The organism is Muricoccus nepalensis (genome assembly GCF_006438825.1).
Lineage (GTDB): Bacteria > Pseudomonadota > Alphaproteobacteria > Acetobacterales > Acetobacteraceae > Roseomonas > Roseomonas nepalensis.
The window spans coordinates 168750-190166 of record NZ_RCZP01000007.1 but is presented as its reverse complement, the minus strand read 5'-3'; the positions used below and the strand labels follow the sequence as shown (position 1 = coordinate 190166).

19 protein-coding genes are annotated in these 21417 nt (G+C 71.8%); 8 read left to right on the top strand and 11 right to left on the bottom strand.

Going from position 1 to position 21417, the window contains the following annotated elements; translation table 11 throughout:
- Nucleotides 1-194 precede the first annotated feature (194 nt).
- From EAH89_RS10410 to EAH89_RS10390, 5 genes are all read right to left on the bottom strand, one after another.
- Complete coding sequence (locus EAH89_RS10410; RefSeq protein ID WP_140882744.1) at nt 195-656, bottom strand: MaoC family dehydratase; 462 nt, start codon at nt 654-656, stop codon at nt 195-197.
- Nucleotides 653-2206, bottom strand: coding sequence for an acyl CoA:acetate/3-ketoacid CoA transferase (locus tag EAH89_RS10405; protein ID WP_140882743.1), 1554 nt, complete (start codon nt 2204-2206; stop codon nt 653-655). The genes EAH89_RS10410 and EAH89_RS10405 overlap by 4 nt, the downstream gene beginning before the upstream one ends.
- Before the next feature lie 130 nt (nt 2207-2336).
- Nucleotides 2337-4391, bottom strand: coding sequence for an ABC transporter ATP-binding protein (locus EAH89_RS32530; RefSeq protein WP_140882742.1), 2055 nt, complete (start codon nt 4389-4391; stop codon nt 2337-2339).
- Nucleotides 4391-5275: an ABC transporter permease gene (locus tag EAH89_RS10395; RefSeq protein ID WP_241666945.1), complete on the bottom strand. Its 885-nt coding sequence runs from the start codon at nt 5273-5275 to the stop codon at nt 4391-4393. Before EAH89_RS10395 ends, EAH89_RS32530 begins: the two co-directional genes overlap by 1 nt.
- On the bottom strand, nt 5272-6282 hold the full coding sequence (locus EAH89_RS10390; protein ID WP_140882741.1) for an ABC transporter permease: 1011 nt from the start codon (nt 6280-6282) through the stop codon (nt 5272-5274). The genes EAH89_RS10395 and EAH89_RS10390 overlap by 4 nt, the downstream gene beginning before the upstream one ends.
- A gap of 72 nt (nt 6283-6354) precedes the next feature.
- Here EAH89_RS10390 and EAH89_RS10385 point away from each other — a divergent pair, with 72 nt between their 5' ends.
- Both EAH89_RS10385 and EAH89_RS10380 read left to right on the top strand, forming a co-directional pair.
- A complete protein-coding gene (locus EAH89_RS10385; RefSeq protein ID WP_140882740.1) occupies nt 6355-7122 on the top strand; it encodes an enoyl-CoA hydratase/isomerase family protein in 768 nt (255 codons plus the stop codon).
- Nucleotides 7119-8105 (top strand): NAD(P)-dependent oxidoreductase, encoded by a 987-nt coding sequence (locus tag EAH89_RS10380; protein WP_140882739.1) that lies wholly within the window; start codon nt 7119-7121, stop codon nt 8103-8105. The genes EAH89_RS10385 and EAH89_RS10380 overlap by 4 nt, the downstream gene beginning before the upstream one ends.
- Nucleotides 8106-8152: 47 nt before the next feature.
- Here the strand turns inward: EAH89_RS10380 and EAH89_RS10375 are convergent, their stop codons facing one another.
- Complete coding sequence (locus EAH89_RS10375; RefSeq protein WP_140882738.1) at nt 8153-9766, bottom strand: ABC transporter substrate-binding protein; 1614 nt, start codon at nt 9764-9766, stop codon at nt 8153-8155.
- 132 nt (nt 9767-9898) lie between these two features.
- Here EAH89_RS10375 and EAH89_RS31160 point away from each other — a divergent pair, with 132 nt between their 5' ends.
- Nucleotides 9899-10066, top strand: a complete 168-nt coding sequence (locus EAH89_RS31160; RefSeq protein ID WP_161993538.1) for a hypothetical protein — start codon at nt 9899-9901, stop codon at nt 10064-10066.
- On the top strand, nt 10063-10866 hold the full coding sequence (locus EAH89_RS10370) for a shikimate dehydrogenase family protein (RefSeq protein ID WP_140882737.1): 804 nt from the start codon (nt 10063-10065) through the stop codon (nt 10864-10866). Before EAH89_RS31160 ends, EAH89_RS10370 begins: the two co-directional genes overlap by 4 nt.
- Nucleotides 10867-10876: 10 nt before the next feature.
- Here the strand turns inward: EAH89_RS10370 and EAH89_RS10365 are convergent, their stop codons facing one another.
- Genes EAH89_RS10365 through EAH89_RS10355 form a run of 3 tightly spaced genes read right to left on the bottom strand, consistent with a single transcriptional unit; the run spans nt 10877 to nt 13232 of the window.
- On the bottom strand, nt 10877-11326 hold the full coding sequence (locus EAH89_RS10365) for a MaoC family dehydratase (RefSeq protein ID WP_140882736.1): 450 nt from the start codon (nt 11324-11326) through the stop codon (nt 10877-10879).
- Nucleotides 11326-12096 carry a 3-ketoacyl-ACP reductase gene (locus tag EAH89_RS10360; RefSeq protein WP_140882735.1) on the bottom strand — a complete coding sequence of 257 codons (771 nt, stop codon included), beginning with the start codon at nt 12094-12096 and terminating at the stop codon, nt 11326-11328. The genes EAH89_RS10365 and EAH89_RS10360 overlap by 1 nt, the downstream gene beginning before the upstream one ends.
- Nucleotides 12093-13232 (bottom strand): acyl-CoA dehydrogenase family protein, encoded by a 1140-nt coding sequence (locus EAH89_RS10355; protein WP_140882734.1) that lies wholly within the window; start codon nt 13230-13232, stop codon nt 12093-12095. Before EAH89_RS10355 ends, EAH89_RS10360 begins: the two co-directional genes overlap by 4 nt.
- A gap of 1258 nt (nt 13233-14490) precedes the next feature.
- Between EAH89_RS10355 and EAH89_RS10350 the strand changes: the two genes are divergently transcribed.
- On the top strand, nt 14491-14796 hold the full coding sequence (locus tag EAH89_RS10350; RefSeq protein WP_140882733.1) for a hypothetical protein: 306 nt from the start codon (nt 14491-14493) through the stop codon (nt 14794-14796).
- 201 nt (nt 14797-14997) lie between these two features.
- Here the strand turns inward: EAH89_RS10350 and EAH89_RS10345 are convergent, their stop codons facing one another.
- Nucleotides 14998-15543: a nuclear transport factor 2 family protein gene (locus tag EAH89_RS10345; protein ID WP_140882732.1), complete on the bottom strand. Its 546-nt coding sequence runs from the start codon at nt 15541-15543 to the stop codon at nt 14998-15000.
- Nucleotides 15544-15766: 223 nt separating this feature from the next.
- Between EAH89_RS10345 and EAH89_RS10340 the strand changes: the two genes are divergently transcribed.
- Complete coding sequence (locus EAH89_RS10340; RefSeq protein WP_140882731.1) at nt 15767-16906, top strand: aminotransferase class V-fold PLP-dependent enzyme; 1140 nt, start codon at nt 15767-15769, stop codon at nt 16904-16906.
- A 61-nt stretch (nt 16907-16967) separates the two neighbouring features.
- The gene (locus EAH89_RS10335) at nt 16968-17870 is read left to right on the top strand and encodes a DMT family transporter (protein WP_140882730.1); all 903 of its coding nucleotides are present in this window, start codon (nt 16968-16970) and stop codon (nt 17868-17870) included.
- Between the two features lie 316 nt (nt 17871-18186).
- On the opposite strand, the gene EAH89_RS10330 is transcribed toward EAH89_RS10335, so the two are convergent.
- Complete coding sequence (locus EAH89_RS10330) at nt 18187-19722, bottom strand: ABC transporter substrate-binding protein (protein WP_161993537.1); 1536 nt, start codon at nt 19720-19722, stop codon at nt 18187-18189.
- A 407-nt stretch (nt 19723-20129) separates the two neighbouring features.
- Here EAH89_RS10330 and EAH89_RS10325 point away from each other — a divergent pair, with 407 nt between their 5' ends.
- Nucleotides 20130-21341, top strand: a complete 1212-nt coding sequence (locus EAH89_RS10325; RefSeq protein ID WP_241666944.1) for a serine hydrolase domain-containing protein — start codon at nt 20130-20132, stop codon at nt 21339-21341.
- The last annotated feature ends 76 nt before the right edge of the window (nt 21342-21417 follow it).

Here is a 21417-nt window from a genome sequence, read left to right as displayed (position 1 = left end):
CGGACAGCGATGGTCCTGCCAGTCCTACCCTGCCCTCCTGCGGGCTCATGCCGGCTTCTCCGGGGGTTCCCGACCGATCGGGCTCAATCTCCGATCCTTCCCAGCCCCATCGCGCCCATGCGCGGCGCAGGCGAGAACGACTTCGGCCTTGTCGGGGCTCCTGGTCGGACCCGATGGCCGGGCCCTAAGCTCCTTCAGCCGTGGCGCTCCTGACGTGGCGCCTTTACCCACGCCAGGACATGCGTGCCGACCACGCAATTTTCGCCTTCGCCGTTGATGACCTCGACCGCCGCGCGGGATCGCCCACGCTCATCATCCACCTCCTCCACCAAGTAGCGGGCCGTCAGGATGTCGCCCGCGAAGACCGGTCGGGTGAAGCGGATGCGGTCATAGCCGGCGGACACCGGCGTGCCGGGGCTGCCGCGGTCGACAGAGCGTCGGGATATCATCGACGCGGTGGTGGAGAGCAGCCCCATCACCAGTGCGCCATGCGCGATGATGCGGCCGAAGGCCGTCCGCGCCGCAAATTCAGCATCGACGTGGATGGGGTCGCGGTCGCCGCTCAACTCGGCGAAGGCCGCGATGTCGGCGGCCGAGATGGACTTCCGGAACTCCGCCACCTCACCGGGCGAGAGGCATGTCTTGCACCCCGTCATTCCGCGGCCTGCGCCATGGCGAAGCGCTTGAGCGCCGCGCGTGGCGGGCGCCCCTGAAGCTTTGCGGCCAATCCCATCGGGCCCTCGGCGAAAAGTTCGGTATCCATGCGTCGCAGCGCCGGAGAGATGCGGGGCCGAAAACCCATGGCGGCGATGACATCCGCCTCGATGTCGGCGCCCGGTGCGATTTCGGTCAACTCCGGCCCTGCTTCGCCAAGTTGGAACACGGCGCGCTCCGTCACGTAGAGGACCCGTTGGCCGCGGGTTCGTGCGTAGGGGCCGGAAAAGGTCACCTGCTCGACCCGCTCCACCGCCTTGGGCGCTCCGCCCGCGGTCAGCGTGCCCCCGAACACCACCGAACCCGCCCCTTGGCTGATGTTGATGAAGCCGCCGGGGCCAACGATGCGGCCGCCGAAGCGGGAGACGTTCACATTGCCTTCCGCGTCGAACTCCGCGAAGGAAAGGAAGGCGAGGTCGAGGCCGCCGCCGTCGTAGAAGTCGAACTGGTAGGGCTGGTCCACCTGCGCGTCGGGGCTCATCGCGGCGCCCGCCTCGTTGCCGCTGGCGGGCGCGCCGCCGATGTTGCCCTGCTCGTTGGTCAGGCAGATCCGGCGCAGGATCCCCTCCTCCGCCGCCACGTTGGCGATGCCCGTCGAGATGCCGGAGCCGAGGTTGCAGATCGCCCCCTCGAACAGCTCCAGCGCCCCGCGCCGGGCGACCACGCGGCGGGGGCCCGGCGGCAGGCGCGGAACATCCTCGAGCGCCACGCGCAAGTGGCCGGAATAGGCGGGGCTGTCCTGCGTCTCGTAGGTCTGCCACTGGTCGGCATCGACCACGACCGCGTCGACCAGGATGCCTGGCACCTTCACCATCTTCGGATGAAGCGAACCGCTGGGAACGATCCGGCGGACCTGCGCCACCACGATCCCGCCCATGCGGCGCGTGGCCTGGGCCATGCTCAGCATCTCCAGCGTGACGGCCTCGTGCTCCATCGAGATGTTGCCGTCCTCGTCCGCCGCGGACCCGCGCAGGAAGGCGACGTTCACCTGGTAGGGCTTGTAGAAGAGATAGTCCTCGCCCCGGAATCGCACGAGCTCGATCAGGTCCTCCGTCGCGCGGGCGCTCTGCCGCGCGCCGCCCAGGCGCGGGTCCACGAAGGTGTGCAGCCCGATCTTCGTCAGCAGCCCCGGCCGTCCCGCCGCCATCTCCCGCATGAGCTGCGACATGGCGCCCTGCGGCATGGTGTAGGCTTCGATCTCCTCATCCAGCGCCAGGCGGGCGATACCCGGGGAGTTGACGAAGGTGCCGGAGGCGACGCGCTTCAGCAGTCCCCGCTGCGCCAGGTGACCGGCGCCGCGCGTCTTGCCATCCCCCAGCCCGACCGGATGCACGGCGGTGATGCCGCGCGGCTCGCCCGTCCTGCGGAAGCGCTCCCCCACCGCCGCGAGCAGCGCGTCCGGCACCGCGTGCCCGCCGCCCGAGCCGCCGATGAGCAGGGTGTCCCCGTCCTGGAGGAGGGCTGCGGCCTGGGTGGCGGTGATCTGCCTCATGCCATCGCGCCTTCGAAACCGGAGGGGAACGGGGGACGCTTCGCGGGCCTGCCATCCACTCCTGCGCCGTGGGCAGCGGTGCCGCACGCCGGCCTCCGCGGATCGGCCGGAGAGCAGAGCGGCGGCGGGGTCATCGACCCGGTGTTCGGGGGGGCTCGAACGCCCCGGGGAAGTGGCAGGCCACGCGCCGCCCCGCCTCGACCTCCGCCAGGGGCGGCGCCTCCTCGCAGATCGGCTGCGCGACGGGGCAGCGGCCGCGGAAGACGCAGCCGGTGGGAAGCGCCAGGGTGGAGGGCGGCTCGCCCCCCAGGATCACCCGCTCCCTCCCGGGCTCCGGCACCGCGCTCGTCAGAGCGACGGTGTAGGGGTGCAGCGGCCGCGCGAAGAGCGCGATCGCCGGCCCCTCCTCCATGATGCGGCCAAGATACATCACGGCCACGCGGTCGCAGAAGGCGCGCACCACGGCCAGGTCGTGCGCGATGAACAGGTAGGAGAGGCCGAGGCGCTGGCGCAGGTCGAGCATCAGGTTCAGCACCTGCGCCTGCACGTTCACGTCCAGCGCCGAGACCGGTTCGTCCGCCACCACCAGCGCCGGGTCCAGCGCGAGCGCCCGCGCAATGGAGATGCGCTGCCGCTGGCCGCCCGAGAACTCGTGCGGGAAGCGCGCGGCCCATTCGGGCTTCAACCCCACCGTGCCCATCAGGTCCAGCACGCGGCGGTCCGCCTCGACCCGATTGGAGGCGCGCCCGTGCGCCATCAGCGGCTCCGCCAGGGTGTCGCGCACGCGCATCCGCGGGTTCAGGGAGGCGTAGGGATCCTGGAACACCATCTGCAGCCGCGGCCGCAGCGGCCGCATCTCGGCGGAGGAGGCGTGGGTAATGTCCCTCCCCTCGAAGTGCAGGCGGCCCGACGTCGGCTCGTGGAGACGCGTCACCAGCCGCGCGAGGGTGGACTTGCCGCAGCCGCTCTCGCCGACGATCCCCAAGCTCTCGCCGCGCGCCAGGCGAAGGTCCACGCCGTTCACCGCGTGCACCACGGCGCGCGGCCCGAAGAAGGAGCGGCGCGCGCCGGGGAAGTGCTTCACCAGCCCCACCGCCTCGAGCAGTGGGCGCCTGTCCTCCGACAGCTCGCGCCGGGCCGCCTCCGCGGCCACGGGCGGCGGCGGCAGGCTGCGCCCATCGGCCGTCACCCAGCAGCGGGCGCGGCGGCCCGGCGCCACCTCCATCAGCGGCGGATGCTCCTGCCCGCAGCGCGAGATGGCGAAGGGGCAGCGCGCGAGGAAGCGGCAGGCCGGCGGCGGGTTCAGCGCGTCCGGCGGGGCGCCGTCGATGCTGGTGAGCCGCGTGCCGGCCGGGCTGTCCAGCCGCGGCACGGCATTGACCAGCGCCCAGGAATAGGGGTGCCGCGGGTCGGCGAGGACGGCGGCCGTCTCCGCCTCCTCCACCACCTCCCCGGCGTACATCACGGCCACGCGGCGGCAGACCGTGCCGATCACGCCGAGGTCGTGGCTGATCAGGATGATCGCCGTGCCGAACTCCGCGTTCAGGTTCCCCAGCAGGTCCAGGATCTGCGCCTGGATCGTCACGTCCAGCGCCGTGGTCGGCTCGTCCGCGATCAGCAGCACCGGATCGTTCGCCACGCCGATGGCCAGCATCACCCGCTGCCGCATCCCGCCCGAGAACTGGTGCGGAAAGGAGGCCGCCGCGCGCTCCGGCGCCGCGACGCCCATGCGGCGCAGCAGCTCCACGGCCCGCACGCGCGCCTTGGCCGGCGTCTGGCGGCCGTGGGAGACCATGTGCTCCGTCACCTGGCGCAGGATGCGGATCACCGGGTTCAGGCCGGTCATCGGGTCCTGGAACACCATCGCGGCGCGGTCGCCGCGCCAGTCCCGCAGCTCGGCGCCGCTCATCGCCAGCACGTCGCGGCCCTGGAAGCGCACGGTGCCGCCGACGATGCGCGCCGGTTCCTCCAGCAGCCGCATGAGCGACAGGGCCGTCACGCTCTTGCCCGAGCCGCTCTCGCCCACGATGCCCAGCGTCTCGCCGGGGCCGACCGTGAAGGAGACGCCGTCCACCGCGCGTACGGCGCCGGCATCGGTCAGGAACACGGTGCGGAGGTCCTCGACCTCCAGCACCGGGGCGGCCGCATCGGCCGCGCTCTCCCGCCTTGGCAGGGTTCCGTCCATCAGCGGGACCTCGCCCTTGGGTCGAGCCAGTCGCGCAGCCCGTCGCCGCAGAAGTTGAACCCGACGACGACCGTGAGGATGGCGAAGCCGGGGAAGGCCGCGATCCACCACTGCTCCACCAGCTCGCGCCCCTCCGCAACCATGGATCCCCATTCCGGCGTGGGCGGCACGACGCCGAGGCCGAGGAAGGACAGGCCGGCGAAGGTGAGGATGGCGTTGCCGAGGTCGAGCGTCACCAGCACCGCCAGCGGCCCGAGCGTGTTCGGCAGGATGTGGCGGGCGAGGATGCGGCGGGGCTTCAGCCCCAGCACCGTCGCGGCCTCCACGTATTCCTGCCCGCGCTGCACCAGGGCCAGTGCCCGGCCCAGGCGCGCGAACTTGGGCCACCACACCACGAGCATCGCGAGGATGGTGTTCTGCGTGCCGATGCCCAGCGCCGCCGCGATGGCCAGGGCGAGGATGATCGGCGGGAAGCAGAGCACGAGGTCGGTCAGGCGCATCAGCGCCTCGTCCCAGAAGCCGCGCGCCCAGGCCGCGACAATCCCGACCGTGGTGCCGATGGCGGCGCCCACCAGCACGACGGTGAAGCCCGCCAGCAGCGACAGCCGCGCGCCGTGCAGCAGGCGCGAGAACACGTCCCGTCCCAGCACGTCCGTGCCCAGCCAGTGCGCCGCACTTGGGGGCTGCAGGCGGTTCACCACGTCCTGCGCGTCCGGCGGATAGGGAGATATCCAGGGTGCCAGCAGCGCGACGAGCACCCAGAGCAGCACGATGCCACCGCCCAGCCAGGCCGGCCCGTAGCGGCGCAGCCGGCGCCGCCAGCGCGCGCGCGGCACGGGCATGGCAGGCGGCAGGGCAAGAGGGGGGACGGTGCTCGCGCTCAACGCCGCACCCTCGGGTCCAGCGCCGCGTAGGAGAGGTCCACCAGCAGGTTCACCAGCAGGTAGGTCGCGGAGACGACCAGGGTGATGCCCATGATCGCCGGGAAATCGAGTGCCGCGGCGGAGCGGAAGGTGTAGCGGCCGAGACCGGGCCAGGCGAAGACCGTCTCCGTCATCACCGCGCCGGCCAGCAGGTTGGCGAAGGCAAGCCCGCCCAGCGTCACCACGGGCACCAGTGCGTTGGGCAGGGCATGACGCAGCACGATGGCCCGCTCCTTCAGCCCCTTCGCGCGCGACACCCGCACGTAGTCCTGCCCCAGGCTATCCAGCATCGCGGCGCGCGTGGTGCGGGTGATCAGCCCGATGGTCGCGGCGGCCAGGACGATGGAGGGCAGGACGAGATGGGCCGCGCAGTCCCAGAAGCTTTCCCAGTCGCGCGCGAGCAGCGTGTCCACCAGGAAGAGGCCCGTGGGTCCTTCGGGTGGGAAGGCGATGGGGTCCATCCGGCCGGGCCCGGGCGCCCATTCCAGGCCGCCGTAGAAGATGGCCAGCATGATGAAGGCGAGCCAGAAGGTGGGCGCCGAGACGCCCAGCAGCGACACCGCGCGGGCGAGCGAGTCCACCCAGCTGTCCCGCCACACCGCCGCCGCGATGCCCAGCGGGATACCGATGACGAGCGTGAGCAGGAAGGAGACCGTCGCCAGCTCCACCGTGGCCGGCGCGTACTGGGCGATGTCCTCCAGCACCGGCCGCCGCGTGGCGATGGAGATGCCGAGGTCGCCGTGGGCGAGGCCGTTCAGGAAGATGCCGTAGCGTTCCCACAAGGGCAGGTCGAGGCCCCACTTGGCCCGCCACTCGGCCACCGTCGCGGGGTTGCTCGCGAGGATGTCGCCGAGCTGCGCCAGGACCGGATCGCCGGGAACCAGCGCGGAGATCAGGAACACGACGAGGCTCGCCAGCAGGGCCATCGCGGCCGCGGCGAGCAGTCGCGTCGCGATGTATCGCGGCACGCGGACAGATCCTCCTTGTTGCGCTCAGTCTGCGCCTGCTGGACAGATGCGATCAAGACAGGAGGAATCGCCATGGACGGCGACGTGCGCGTGACGATCGGGGACGGGGTGGCCGAGCTGGTGCTGGACCGCCCCGCCAAGCACAACGCGGTGACCCCCGCGATGGCCCGGCGCCTGCTGGACCACGCCCGCGCCCTGGACGCGGAGGACGCCGTCCGGGCCGTGCTGGTCCGGGGCGAGGGGGAGCGCGCCTTCTCGGCCGGCAGCGACCTGAACGCGCTGGCCGCCTATCCCACGGCCTGGCACTTCCGCAACCGGGTGGAGTACGCGACGGCCCTCCGCGGCATCCGCAAGCCCGTGGTGGCGGCGCTGCAGGGCTGGACCCTGGGCGGCGGCGCGGAGGCGGCGCTCTCCGCCGACCTGCGCGTCGCCTCCGAGACCACGCGGCTCGGCTTCCCGGAGGTGCAGCGCGGCTGGGTGGGCGGCGGCGGCGCCTCGCAGCTCCTGCCGCGCCTGATCGGCCAGGGCCGGGCGGCACGCCTGCTGATGCTGGGGGAGCCGGTCGACGCGGCCGAGGCGCTTCGGCTGGGCCTCGTGGAGGAGGTGGTCCCGCAGGCCGCGCTGCTGGACCGGGCGCGGGAGGTCGCGCGCAAGCTCGCCGCCCTCTCGCCGGTGGCGGTGCAGTCGGTGAAGGCGGCGATGCGGATGGCGCTGGAGGCGCCCCTTTCCGCCGGCCTGGCTTATGAGAACGAGATGAACGTGCTCTGCTTCTCCGCCGGGGACCACCTGGAAGGCATCCGCGCCTTCAACGAGAAACGCCCCGCGGAGTTCGCCCGATGAAGGTCTTCCTGTCCCACTCCACCGAGACCTTCCCCGGCTATTTCGGGGATCGCGCGCTGGCCGCGCTGCGGGAGCACGCGGAGGTCGTCCGCAACACCACGGACCGCGAGCTGCGGGACGAGGAGCTGGCGAGGGCCGCCGCCGGTTGCCAGGCCATCATCGCCTATCGCGGCAGCCCGGGGACGGCCGCGACCTTCGCCGCCTCGCCGGAGCTCGTGGCCTTCCTGCGCTGCGCGGTGGACATCAGCACGATCGACGTGCCCGCCGCCTCGGCCGGGGGCATCCTCGTCACCCGCGCGACGCCGGGCTTCACCGATTCCGTGGCGGAGCTGGGCATCGGCATGATGGTGGACCTCGCGCGCGGCGTCACCCGCGCCGCCAGCGCCTATCATCGCGGCGAGATCCCCCCTCCCAGCACCGGCGTGCAGCTTTCCGCCTCCACGCTGGGGCTGGTCGGCTACGGTCGCATCGCCCGCCGCATGGCCGTGACCGCGCGCGCGCTCGGCATGCGTGTCCTGGCCTACGACCCCTACGCGCCGCCCGAGGACCCGGGGGTGGAGGCCGTGGGCTTCGGCGAGGCGCTGGCGGCCGACTTCGTCGTCTGCCTGGCGATCGCGTCGCCGGAGACCGCGAACCTGATGGACGCGCGGGCCTTCGCGGCCATGCGCCGCGGCGCCTTCTTCATCAACCTGTCCCGTGGGGAGCTGGTGGACGAGGCGGCGCTGGAGGGCGCGCTGGACTCCGGCCACCTGGCCGGCGCGGCGATGGATGTCGGCCGCGCGCCGGACCAGATGCCTTCCCCCCGCCTCGCCTCGCGCCCCGACGTGATCGCGACGCCGCACCTGGCCGGGCTGACGCCGGAGGCGGCGGAGCACCAGGCGATGGACACGGTGCGGCAGGTGGCGGCGCTCGCGGCGGGGCGGGTGCCGGAGGGCGCGGTGAACGCGGAGGCCGCGCACCGGCTGGACCGGCTACGCCGCTAGGCGCCCGGGGAGGCATCCGACGAGGCGTCCCCTCCCCGCGCGCCGCCTCAGGCCAGCGTCACCTTCCCCGTGTCGAGCTGCCAGCCGGCGGCGGTGAGCGGGAAGTCCTTCACCGTGTTGCGCACCGCGATCTGGTAGATCGGCTGGAACAGGATGAAGTGGTTTGCCTGGTCGACGGCCTTGCGCTGCCACTCCACCCAGAGGTCGGCGGCCTTGGCGAGATCCTGCTCCTCGGCGGCGCGCCGGGTCAGCGCCGTCATCTCGGCCGGCACGTCCCAGCCGACGCGGCGCGCCACGCGCTCCACCACCGCGCTCGCCCAGAGGTCGTTGGACACGGCCGGCGGGTTCCAGAAGGTGAGCACGCCCCCGGCCATGCGGCCCTGGGTGTAGACGGTGCGGAGGTTCACCTGGTCCATCGGGTTCAGCCGCACGCGGATGCCCACGCGCGCCAGATCCGACTGCAGCTTCTGACCGAGCACCTGGTAGGAGATGCCGGCGACCGCCGCCTGGCCGTAGGCGATCTCCATCTCGAAGCCCTCCGCCAGCCCGGCCGCCTGGAGGAGCTGCTTCGCCTTGTCGAGGTCCTGGTGGAAGCCGATCTCGCGCGCCACCGCCTCCGTGCTGCCGTTCACGCCGATCGGCAGGAAGTGCGCCGCCCGCAGCGCCGCGCCGCCGAGCAGGTTGTTCAGGATGCCGTCGTAGTCGATGGCGTGGCCGATCGCGTGCCGCACCTCCTTCTTGACCAGGGCGGGGTTGGCAGCCGGGTTCTGCGTCAGGGCCATGTAGACGTGGTCGAGGCTCGGCAGCCGGTCCACGCGCACGTTCGGCTCGGCCTTCAGCGTCGCGATCTGCTCGGGGATGAGGTTGAAGGCGGCGTGCACGTCGCCGCGCCGCACGGCCAGGAGCTGCGCCGCGCTGTCGGAGAGGTGGCGGATCACCACGCGCTCGAAGGCGGGCGCGCCGCGCCAGTGGTTCGGGTTGCGCTGCAACTGGATCTGTCCGTTGCGCTCCCATCGCAACAGCCGGTAGGGGCCGGTGCCCGCGGAGTTTCCGTTCAGCCAGTCCGTCGCCTTGTCCTGGTCCTTCGCCTCCACGCCCTGCACGCCGCCGTGCTGTAGCAGCACCGCCTTCTCAAGGATGGCGCAACCGGGGTTGCAGAGGATGGACAGGATGGGCGCGTTGGGCGCGTTCAGCACGAAGTCCACGGTGTCGGCGTCCACCACCTCCACCCGGTCCACCGCCTTGATGTACTGCTGCGTCTGGTCCTTCATGTTGATCAGCCGCTCGAAGGTGAACTTCACGTCCTCCGCCGTCATCGTCGCGCCCGAGACGAACTTGACGCCCTGGCGCAGCGTGAAGCGCCACCCGTCCCCGCCCGGCCGCCGCTCCCACTTCGTGGCGAGCGAGGGCTTGGGGTTCACGAGGTCGCCTGCCTCCAGCGTCATCAGCGTGTCGTAGCAGGCGGCCAGCGTCATCGGCGGCGTGTACTGGGCCTGGCGGACCGGGTCCAAGGTGATGGTGTCGCTGATGTCGATGCCGAGAACGAGCGTGTCGCGCCGGGACTGCGCCAGCGCCTGTCCCCCGGGCAGGAGCGGAAGCGCGGCTGCCGAGGCACCGAGCAGCCGCGCGAGGTCGCGGCGGGAGAGGGACATCACGGTCATGGACAATTCCCCTGGGGCGTCCGACAGTTTCGCCGGATCGTTGCGGCCGCGAGAAGCACCCGCGGACCGATACGATAGGTCGCCGCCGCTGCGCCTGTGAAGCGGGAAGCTGCGCCAGGAGGGAGGAGGGAGATGCCCGTCCGGGAGGCCCTCATCGGCCGCGCCCCGCGCCGCGCCTTGGTCAGCGAACGGCCGGGCGTGCTGGAGCGGGATCGCGAGCGCGCCGACAACGCCCGCCCCGCCCTGCCCGCCCGCTGCCTGACCGCGGCGGTGCCGGGCGGCCCGGGGCGCCGCGCGTGACGATCACCGGCCGCACCCGCCTGATGGCTATCCTCGGCGATCCCGTGGCGCCGCTCCGCTCCCCCGCCCTGTTCAACGAGGCCTTCGCCCGGCTTGGCCGGGACACCGTCTTCGTCGCCTTTGAGGTGCCGGCCGGGGAGCTGCCCGCCGCCTGGGCCGGGCTGACCCGGCTGCGCAACCTGGACGGGCTGGTGGTCACCATGCCGCACAAGGAGGCGGTGGTTCCCCTGCTGGACGCGTTCGGCCCCGTCGCCCGGCGCACCGGCACCGTTAACACCGTCCGTCGCCGCCCCGAGGGGGGCTGGGAGGGCGAGATGTTCGACGGCGAGGGCTTTCGCGACGGGCTGGAGCGCGCCGGCCATCCCGTGCGCGGCGCCGCCATCCTGCAGGTCGGCTGCGGCGCCGCCGGGCGTGCCATCGCCCATGCCCTGGCGGGCGCGGGGGCGGCCCGGCTGCGGCTGCACGACGCGGCGCCCGGCCGTGCCGCCGCGCTGGCCCGGGCGCTGACCGACGCCCATCCCGGCCTCGCCGTGGCCGAGGGGGCGCCCGACACCGCCGGCCAGGACATCGTGGTGAACGCCACCCCGCTGGGCCTGAGGGAAGGCGACCCCCTTCCCTTCGACGCCGCCCGCCTGCGCCCGCCGCAGGTGGTCGCCGACGTGATCCCCAACCCCGAGGTGACGCCCCTGATCGCCGCCGCCCGCGCCGCCGGCTGCGCCACCGTCACCGGGCGGTCCATGCACGAGGGGCAGGCGCGGCTGGCTGCGGCCTGGCTGGGCATCGCGGGCTGGGACGGCTGACGCCCCGCCGTCAGCCCGCGCGCCGGTGCACCATCATGTCGTTCTCGCCCCGCTGCACCGTCTCGCCGCGCTGGTTGCGCAGGTCGAAGCCCAGGGTGACGATGCCGCGCTCCGGCCGCCTGGTCTCACGTCGGGCGTTCACTCGGATGGTGGCGCTGATCCGGTCCCCCGGCAGGATAGGTCCGGTGAAGCTCCAGCGCCAGCCGAGCGAGACGATCGCTGCCAGGCGCACGGGGGAGCGGTTCTTCAGCCCGTCCGCCAGCGCCAGCCCCAGCAGCCCCTGCGCCACCTTCCCGGGATAGCCGAGCGAGCGCGCGTAGTCGTCGTCCACGTGCAGGTCGTAGAAATCCCCGGTCAGGCCCGCAAAGGCGAGGATGTGGGATTCGGTCACCGTGATGCCGGGGGTCTCCCAGCTCAGCCCCTCCGCGATCTCCTCGTAGTGCAGGCGGTCGTCCGCCATCACAGCCGCCCGAGATGCAGGCCGCCGTCCACGTGGAAGGCCTCGCCCGTGGTGAAGGGCAGGTCGCCGGCGGCCAGGAGGGCAATGGTGCGGCCGACATCCTCGGCCTCGCCCCAGCGGCGGATGGGCGACAGGCCGGCCGCGATGCGCTCCTCGTAGGCCGCGGCGACGGGCGCGGTCATGTCGGTGCGGATCACGCCGGGACGGATCTCGTGCACGGCGATGCCCTCCTCCGCGAGCCGCAGCGCGAAGACGCGCGCTACCATCGAGACCGCCGCCTTGGACGCCGCGTACTCGGCCCGCTCGGGCGAGGCCAGCGTGGCGTTGGCCGAGGACACGAAGACGATGCTGCGCGCCCCGCGCGGCGGCGCCCCGCCGGACAGCATCCGCCGCGCCACCGCCTGGGACAGGAAGAAGCCGGCGCGCGCGTTCACGCCGAAGGCCCGGTCCCAGGATTCCGGCGTCACCTCCAGCAGGTCGCCGCGCTGCATCGCGCCCACGCCGGCGTTGTTCACCAGGCACTCCAGCGCGCCGAAGGCGCCCCAGGCGGCCTCGACCAGCGCCGGATGACCGTCCAGCAGCGCGACGTCGGCCTGGTGGAAGACGAAGCGCCCACCGGCGGCCTCCACCGCCGCCGCCGTTTCGTTCGCGCCTTCCTCCGAAACATCGGTGCCCACCACGTCGAAGCCCTTCGCCGCGAGGGCCGCGCAGGTCGCGCGCCCGATGCCGCGCCGCGCGCCGGTGACGAGAGCCGCGGGGCGCGCGCTCATGCGAGCAGCGCCCGCGCCATGATCATTCGCTGCACCTGGTTCGTCCCCTCGTAGATCTGCGTGATCTTGGCGTCGCGGAACAGCCGCTCCACCCGCACGCCGCGGATGTAGCCGCTGCCGCCGTGGATCTGGACCGCGTCCGCCGTGCGCACCACCGCGGCATCGGAGGCGAAGCACTTCGCCATGCTCGCCTCCAGCGTCGCGCGGCCGCCGGCGTCCAGGATGCGGGCGGCGTGATGCACCATCAGCCGCGCGGCATGGGCGTCCTTCGCCATGTCGGCGATCATCCATTGCACGGCCTGGAAATCGGCGATGGGCTGGCCGAATTGCCGCCGCTGCTTGGCGTAGGCGATGCTGTCCTCCAACGCCGCGGCCAGGATGCCGACCGCGAGCGCCGCGATGCCGATCCGTCCCTTGTCCAGCACCGACATCATCAGGTGGAAGCCGCGGCCTTCCGATCCCAGGAGCGCCTCCGCCGGCAGCCGGACGCCATCGAAGCGCAGGCCGCCCACCGGCGACGCGCGCTGGCCCATCTTGTGCTCCTTGCGGTCCCGCGTGACGCCGGGGCGGTCGAGGTCCACCAGCAGGATCGACATGCCGCGGTGGCCCGCGTCGGGGTCGGTGCGCGCGAGCACGGCCGCGAAATCCGCCACGGGCGCGTTGTGGATCCACAGCTTGGCCCCGTCCAGAACCCACCCGTTCCCGTCCCGCCGCGCCGTGGTCCTCAACCCCGCGAGGTCGGAGCCGGCCTCGGCCTCGGTGAGGGCATAGGCGCAGCGCCGTTCGGCCCGGAGCAGGGGCCGGAGGTAGGTCTCCTGCTGCGCGGGGGTGCCGTGCTGCGTGAGCAGGGTGCCCAGCAGTTCCACAAGCCCCACCTGGTCGGCGACGGAGGCGTAGCCGCGCGACATCTCCTCCATGACCAGCGCGTAGGCCAGCACGTCGGCACCGGCACCGCCCAGGGCTTCCGGGACCGTGATCCCGAGAAACCCGAGCGCGGCGAGTTCAGCGTACAGCTCGGAAGGGTAATGCTCCTCCTCGTCGAGCGCGGCGGCCAGGGGGGTTATTCTGGACTCGGCGAAGCGGCGCACCGCGTCGCGCAACGCCCGATGCGTGTCGGACAGGTCGGCATTCGTCATCATGCTCACCCCCGAAGCGCCGGATTGCACCGGCGCCCGCATCCGTAGGGCTTTCGCCATTCTGGCCGGCGCTTGCGTCCCCTCTAGCGCGTTGCAGGTTGCCGGCGCTCGCCCGCGTGGTCAACGTGACCAGGGCTACCGATGGTCCCAAGGACTTGCTGGCCCGCGGGTCGAAGAGAAGCCTCCCCGATGGTTCTTTGCCGGGAGAATGTCTGCGCCCGCTTGCTCTGGCTGTTCCAAACTTTTCACGAGGCCGTTTTTCGGTGGCCAGATTGGGATCGCTCTGTTCCTTGTGCTCCGCGGCCATCTTTCGCGCATAGCTTGACACTTCGAGCTAGGAACAAGCGCCCTTTTCTCTCCGGAGAGGCCGTTGTTTCCGGAGATTGGGTTTGGGCGATTTAGCACACAAGGCTTAATCTATTGTAATACAATATCTTTTTTCGAGGGGTCGCCCAGAGTTTGTGTTCCCGCTCCATGGGTGAACAAACTCCCTCCGCGACCAAGCGCTAGCCTTTAGAACTTCAGCTGTGCTCACCACGGGCGTGGTCATGCCATGTTGTTCGACCCGCCACGCTAGTCCCTGTCACCACATCCACGAGGCACCTCCATGGCCAATCTCCCTCCCCTTCCGCCAGCCGGCCGTGCTCCCCAGGGCGGCAAGAACTCCGCCGGTGGCAAGCCGAACGCCAAGGACAGCCGGGCTGACGGCGGCCGCAGCGATAGCGGCAAGCAAGGCGGGGTGAGCAAGGCGACGCAGAGCAGCCGCAAGCAGGGAGATCGCTGAACGAAGCCGAGCCCGCTTTCGGTCAGCACGTCGAGCCGCCTCACCTTTGTGGCCGAACCTTCGCGTTGCCTGTTCCAACGCGATGGGCGGGCGCGTTGGACTGCCGTGAGGCGTTGCGCCTCTCTTGCCGGAGTTGACGCGGCACGGAACACGCCCCCGATCCACCGCCACAGCCAGGATCATACGGCCGCAGGCACAGGACCTTGTTACGCAACTGTGGGTTGGCCATGTGTTCGAACGTGCAGGCGTCAATGCGCGGAGGGTGCGTCCTGAGCAGAGAAAACTCGCGCTGTCGTAGGTCATATCGTAGCGTTTGGGCGTCCCGGCTCATGCCAAGGCGATGCATCCGCGAGCGGCTTCATGGACGCGATGTTCTTTGCGCAACACTGATTGCCACAGCCGGCAACCGCTCCCGGCATAAAGCAGCCCGTTGTCGCCTAGCCACACGGGGTTCGCCCACCTACCTTCCCGCGCATGTCCCGCTCCCCGACGGCCGATCTGGCCCCTCTCATCAAGCTTCTGCAAGCGGGCGTTCCACCCGCCCGCGCTGCCACCGAGCTCTCGCGCGTTCTGGCAATCTGGACGGCCGAACTCAAGGACGACGGCGAGCAGCTGCAGGAGCGGCTATCCGGCCTGGCCGAGCAGATGACGGCGGGGATCGAAGAGATGCACGAGGGCATTGCCGAGGCGAGCGACAAGGGGAAGCCCACGCTGCGGCGGATCTTGGCGACGCATGAGGCGGTGCTGGAGGGAGTGCGGAAGGCGCAGGGAGCGGGGTAGAGATTCCACCACCCGGCCAGGCAGGCCACCGCAGCACGCGCCTCGGGCCGAACCAGAAGCTCGGGATGCTTCCGCCCTCGGCTTCCCTGCGGCCTTGGCGGTTTACCGACCGTCCGGCGGTCCTCCGGAACGGGCGGGTGCCTTGGACCGGATGGTGATCGGCGTGTGGAAGGCCGCCCGCGTGCAGCCGGCTGAAGCGGTTCAGCGTCGTGTCGCGGCGTCCCAGTGCTCGTCGATCTTGCCGTCCAGGATCCGGAACATGTCGAACCACGTTGTGGTGTAGCGGCGGCTGGCGTCCTGCGGGTCCGGAAACTCCCGGGCGAAGGAGATGATGACGATGTCGCGCTCGGCGCTGATGTCGACGATCGGGGCGGCCACCCGCTCCGCGATCGGCCTTGGCTGCCCGCGACGCGAGAAGACGCTCACGAAGCCCTCGCGGCCGCTTGGCACCATGGGGTTGTGCTGGATGTAGCGCTCGGTGAGGTAGTGCTCGGCGCGGTCCATGTGCAGGCCCTCGAAGACCTCGCGAAAGAAGTCGTAGACCAGGCGCTTGTTGCGCGCGAGGACAGGGTCCGGGCTCGCCAGCATCGCCTCGTGGTTCGGGTTCCCCACCACGGGTTCCTGTGCCGCCGCCGGTGCGGCGGCGATCAGCCAGAAGAGCCCGATGGCCACGAGGACGGTCCGCGCCACCGGCCGCGGGGTGGAGGCGGCGCGCCGGTCGTGCGCCGGGGGGAGGGTCTCGATCATGGATGGTCCTGCTCGCATGGGGGGGTGTCGCGCGTGAAGGCCTTGGTGTCCGGCTCTTCCTTCGGCGGAAGCCTACATAGAGGCGCTGCCGGCGTCTGCTCTCCGCCGCATCGGGTCGTAGGCCCACCCAAGGGGGGTTAGGGCCCTTTGCCGCCGCCCCTGCCCTGGCCAGGGAGGGGACCCGGCGCGAGACTGGGCTCCGACGCGACGGAGACCCCCGCCCATGCTCCCCAGCCAGCACGCCTTGTTCGAGATCCCGCCCGAGGTCTGCTACCTCGACGGCGCGGCCTACTCGGCCTCGCCCCGTTCGGTGCGCGCGGCCGGTGAGCAGGGCGTCCTGACCAAGAGTCAGCCCTGGAATCACGCGGACGCCCGCACCGACGCCGTGGCGGAGCGCGCCCGCGCCGCGGCCGCCCGGCTGATCGGCGCCGCCCCGGGCGACGTCGCGATCCTGGGCTCGGTCAGCCAGGGCATTGCCACCGCCGCCCGCAACCTCCCGCTGCCGGTCGGGCACCGGGTTCTGCGCATGGAGCACGAGTTCCCGTCGCAGTCGCTCGTCTGGGACCGCCTGGCAGCCGAGCGCGGCCTGGTGCTCGACATCGTGCCCCGGCCGGCCGCCGGCGACTGGACCGCGGCGCTGCTGACGGCGATCACCCGCCCCGGGGCCCCGCCGATCGCGGTGGCGGCGCTGACGCCGCTGCACTGGAGCGACGGCGCGCTGGTGTCGCTCGAGCGGCTCCTGCCGGTGCTCCGGGACACGGGCGCGGCGGTCGTGGTCGACGCCACCCAGGCCGTCGGCGTGATCCCGATCGACGTCGCGGCGCTGCAACCGGACTTCCTAGCCTTCCCCACCTACAAGTGGCTGCTCGGGCCCTACAGCCTCGGCTTCCTCTACGCCGCGCCGCACCGGCACGACGGGCTGCCGCTCGACGAGAACAACGCCAACCGTCTTGGCGGCATCCCCGCTCCCGGCGCCCGACGCTACGACAAGGGCGAGCGAAACGACCCCATCCTGCTGCCCATGGCCCTGGCCGGGATGGAGCTGGTGCTCGGCTGGGGCGTCGAGGCCGTGGCCGGGCGCCTGCGCTGCGTGACCGACCGCCTAGCCCGGCACGCGGCGTCGCTGGGGCTGGAGGTCCTGCCGCCCGACCGGCGCGCGCCGCACATCCTGGGCGTCCGCATCCCTGGGGGGATGCCGCCCGGCCTCCTCGCCGCGCTGGCCGCCGAGGGCGTCCATTGCAGCGATCGCCTCGGCGTGCTGCGCGTCAGCCCTCACGTTTGGTGCCGCGAGGAGGAGCCGGACCGCTTCCGCGACGCGCTCGGCCGCGCGCTGGCCGGGGAACTCAGCGTGGCGCGGGCCTAGGCGTGGCGGTGCGCGGGGGAGGGGCGCCGGGTCGGCTCCGACGCTCGAGGGCGGTTCGGACGTGAAGGACGCCCCGGAAGCCCCGCCGGGCTCGATGACGTCGGCGGCCATCGGGCTCACGATTCTTTCGGGGCTGCTCTACGTCCTCGGCTACGCGCTCTCCAAGAGCCTGGTCACGGATCATGGCCTGACCCCCTTGCAGGTCACCTTCCTGCGCTGCGTCGTGATCCTCGTGGTCAGTCTCTCCGCGACCGCCTGGCCGGGGAACCGGATGACGTGGCGCCGCCTGCTGCGGCCGGAGAAGGCGTGGGAGCAGAGGGCGGCGGCGGCGACCCTCGTTGTCTCGAACGTGCTGGCGGTGCTCGCCTACACCCTCCTGTCCGTCACCGCCGCGTCGGCCCTCGGCTTCACCGCGCCGCTGCTGCTCGCCCTGCTCGGCGGCCTCTTCCTGCGCGAGAGGGTCTCGCTCGGCCGGTGGTTCGGGACCCTGGTCGGCTTCGTCGGCATGCTGCTGATCGTGAAGCCGGGCGGGGAGGCAAGCCTGCCCGGCATCGCGGCGGCCTTCGCGGGCGCGCTCACCTACGCCGTCTACCAGATCCTCATCCGGCGCCTGCGCGAGGAGGCCACCACGCTCGACACGATCGTGCAGGTCGCCCTCGTCGGGGTCGTCCTGCTGGCCGTGCCGGTCGCGGCCGATTGGCACGCCGTCGGCCTCGTTTCGGCCGGGCTGGTCTTGGTGGTGACCGGCGTCCAGACGGCCGCGCTGGCGAGCATCGCGGCGGCCCTGCACCGGGGCGAGGCGTCGCGCCTGGCGCCTTGGCAGTTCTCGGGGCTGCTCTGGGCCATGGCGCTCGACGCCCTCCTCCTGCACGCCACGCCGACGCTTGGGAGCCTGCTGGGGGCCCTCCTTGTCATCGGCGGCGGGGTGCTGGCGCAGGTGCTCAAGCCCGCGGGACGGCCCTAGCCCGGCCTGCCCCGTGGCGTCGACACGTCCACGGCCCTCCGCCTTGCCGGGGAGAGGGCCTCCGAGGCCCTTGGCCACAGGCCTGGCAGGACGGCCACCAACATCGCAGCGCTCCTTCAGTAGCCGGCAGGCCTCGCACGGGCACGGTGCGACGAGGCGCATGACGGCAGCGCCGAGCCGGGGCACGGCTGGGGCGTTGCCCAACGCCTGGCCGGACCGTGTCACCGCTGACCGGAAGAGACAGGCCCGGCCACCTGTCGACGCCGCGGCCCTTCCTCTCGATCCGGCCAGGATGCCCCGGAGGGCGCCGCGGGCGTCAGGGCCGGAGGCGCAGGCCCTGCACGCGGATCAGCCCGTCCGCGTTGGGCACGAAGCCCTCCACCCGCTCGCTCAGCCCCCAGAGCCATGTGTAGTGGTACAGGATCACGTGCGGCGCATCGCCGCGGTAGAGGTCCACCACCTGCCGGTACAGCGGGGCGCGCCGGGCCGGATCGGCCAGCCCGCGCGCCTCGCCCAGCAGCGCCTCCATCCGCGGGTTGCAGTACCGGCCGAAGTTGAAGGGCCCGTTGCAGGCGAACCAGATGGAGAGGTTGGCGTCCGGATCGGACCGCCCGCTCCAGGTCAGCAGAGCGGCGTCGAAGTCGCCGGCCTGGTTCTTCTGGGTTCCGGCGTTGGATTCCACCTGCTCCAGCCGAACGTCGAAGCCGGCGTCCCGCGCCATCGACTGGATGACCTCGCCAATCTGCCCGTCCACCGGCGTGTTCGCCAGTTGCAGCGTGAAGGGAACGCGCGTGATCCCTGCCTGGCGCAGCAGGGCCCGGGCTGCCGCGAGGTCCGCGCCGCCCACGGGATGATCGGGGTTCCAGTAGCGGCTGCCGGGCGCCTCGGTCTGGTTGCTGGCCACGAACAGCCCGTTGAACACGACCTGGTTGATGGCCTCCCGGTCGATCGCCTTCTCGAAGGCCTGCCGCACGCGCGGATCGCGGCCCAGCGGCGTTTCCGCGCGCGGGCCGTGCGCGACGTTGAACTGCAGGGTGCGGTAGGCGGCCGCGACATGCCGGGCGAGCCGGAGGCGGCGGTTCGACTGCACCTCCGCCACATCCGTCGGCGCGACCTGGTCGACGATCTGCAAGCTCCCGGACCGCAGGTTGAGCAGCCGCACCGTGCTGTCGGTGATGGGCCGGTACACGATCCGGTCGATCGAGATGGCGGCGGCGTTCCAGTAGCCGTCAAACCGGTCCACCACGATCCGGTCCTGCGCCACGCGCTCGGTGAAGGAGAAGGGCCCGGCGCAGACGGGGCGCTGGCCAATCGCCTCGCCGCGCTGCTGGATCGCGGCCGGCGAGAGCATCATGCCCGAGCGGTCCGCGAGGGCGGCCAGCAGGGGCGCGGAGGGCGCCTGGAGGCGGAGGCGCAGCGTGAAGGGCCCCGTCACCTCCACCGCCTCGAGGGCCGCCAGCTCGGCCCGGCGAAGGCTGCGCGGGAGGGTCCTGTAACGGTCCAGGTTGACCTTCGCGGCCTCGGCGTCGAAGGCCGTGCCGTCCTGGAACCGCACGCCCTCCCGTAGGTGGAGGGTCAGGACGCGCTGGTCGTCCGACCATTCCCAGCGCGTCGCGAGCTGCGGCACGTAGTTCATGTCGGCGTCGGTATCGATGAGCTTGTCGCAGATCGCGGCAAAGACGTTGCGGTCGATGAAGTTGCCGCTCTGCGCGGGATCGAGAGGGCCTGGATCGCCGGCCAGGCCGACGTTCAGCACCATTGCGCCCTGCGCCGGGGTGAAGGGGGCCACCGCGCCGGAAGCCAGAGCAGCGGCAAGCAGGAAGGGCCGGAAGAGCCTTGGGGGTGTTCGCATCAGAAGCCCTTCCATGATCCCGCCGGCAGCGCCGCCGGTGGCGGATCGTCCTGCCGGGCGTGCCTCCTGGCAACCACCTTTGCCACGGTTCGCCGCAAGGGTGTCCTGACGCTTTGTACCGCCCGCGGTCGTTGAGACACTTGGCGGGATCCGGTGAGGCGAGAGCCGCGGGCGGCAGCCGATCCTGACGGCGCCTTGGATGCTTTCCTGGCCGTTCCCGTGTTCCCGTGAACGTCCGTGTCGCCGCTTCCTGTTCGCCACCGACCAAGGGCCGTTGCGGGGTGGTGCACACCCCCGGGGCTGTGCGTTCCAGACCAGCCTTCCTGGGTCGGGATTTGTCAGGATGCTTGGGATGGTCGCAGAATGCTCCGGTCGGGGCAGTGGGGGCATTCTTGATGGACGTGACCGTGCGAGCCGAAGCCGTGGCGGCCGGCCTTTCCGCGGAGCGCCTTGCCCGCATCGATGGCTGGATGGATCGGCTCGTCGGCGACGGCAAGCTCGCCGGGTTGAGCGTGACGGTCGCGCGGCGTGGCTGCGTCGCTTACCGCCGCTGCACCGGCCTCGCCGACCGGGAGCGCGGCACGGCGATGGCGGAGAGCACGATCGTCCGCATCTACTCGATGACCAAGCCCCTCACGAGCGTCGCCATCATGATGCTCTACGAGGAGGGTCGTTTCCAGCTCGATGACCCGATCACCCGCTTCCTGCCGTGCTTCGCCAACCAGCGCGTCCTCACCGGCGGCACCCGCGGCAAGGTCGAGACCGTGCCCGCGGTGCGCGACATCACCTTCCGTGACCTGCTGACCCACACCTCCGGCCTGACCTACGGCTTCATGGAATCGACCCTGGTCGATGGGCTGTACCGCTCCGAGGGCGTGGACTTCCAGACCTCCGATGCCACGCTCGCCGAGGTCGTGGAACGTGCCGCGCGCCTGCCCTTGCTGGCGCAGCCCGGCACCGCCTGGAACTACAGCATCGCCACCGACGTGCTCGGCCATCTCGTCGCGGTGATCGCCGGCCAGCCCTTCGGCGACTTCCTGCAGGAGCGGGTCATCGGCCCGCTCGGTATGGTGGACACCGGCTTCCACGTGCCGGCCGAGAAGGTGGCCCGCTTCGCCGCCAATTACGGCCGCGGCCCTGATGGCGCGCTGACGCTGATCGACGACCCCGCCAGCAGCCGCTTTGCCGCGCCGCGCGCCATCTGCTCCGGCGGCGGCGGCCTGTGCTCCACGGCCGGGGATTACCTTCGCTTCTGCCAGATGATGCTGAACAAGGGCGAGTTGGACGGCGTGCGCCTGCTGGGCCGCAAGACCGTCGAGCTGATGACGGCCAACCACCTGGGCGGAGACATGGCCGCCATGGGGCAGCCGCGCTTCAGCGAGTCCAGCTACGAGGGCATCGGCTTCGGCCTCGGTTTCTCCGTCATGCTCGATCCCGCCCGGGCCCAGGTGCTCGGCACGCCCGGCGAGTATGCCTGGGGTGGCGCCGCGAGCACCGCGTTCTGGATCGACCCGGCGGAGGAGATGGCCGTTATCCTGCTCACGCAACTCATGCCTTCCTCCACCTACCCCATCCGGCGGGAGCTGCGCGTGCTGACCTATCAGGCCCTTGTCGACTGATGCGCGAGGCAGGGCTTCCGGCCGTCCGGCAGGACGGGGTGTTCGCCATCGAGATCGCCTTGATGCTCACCGGCCT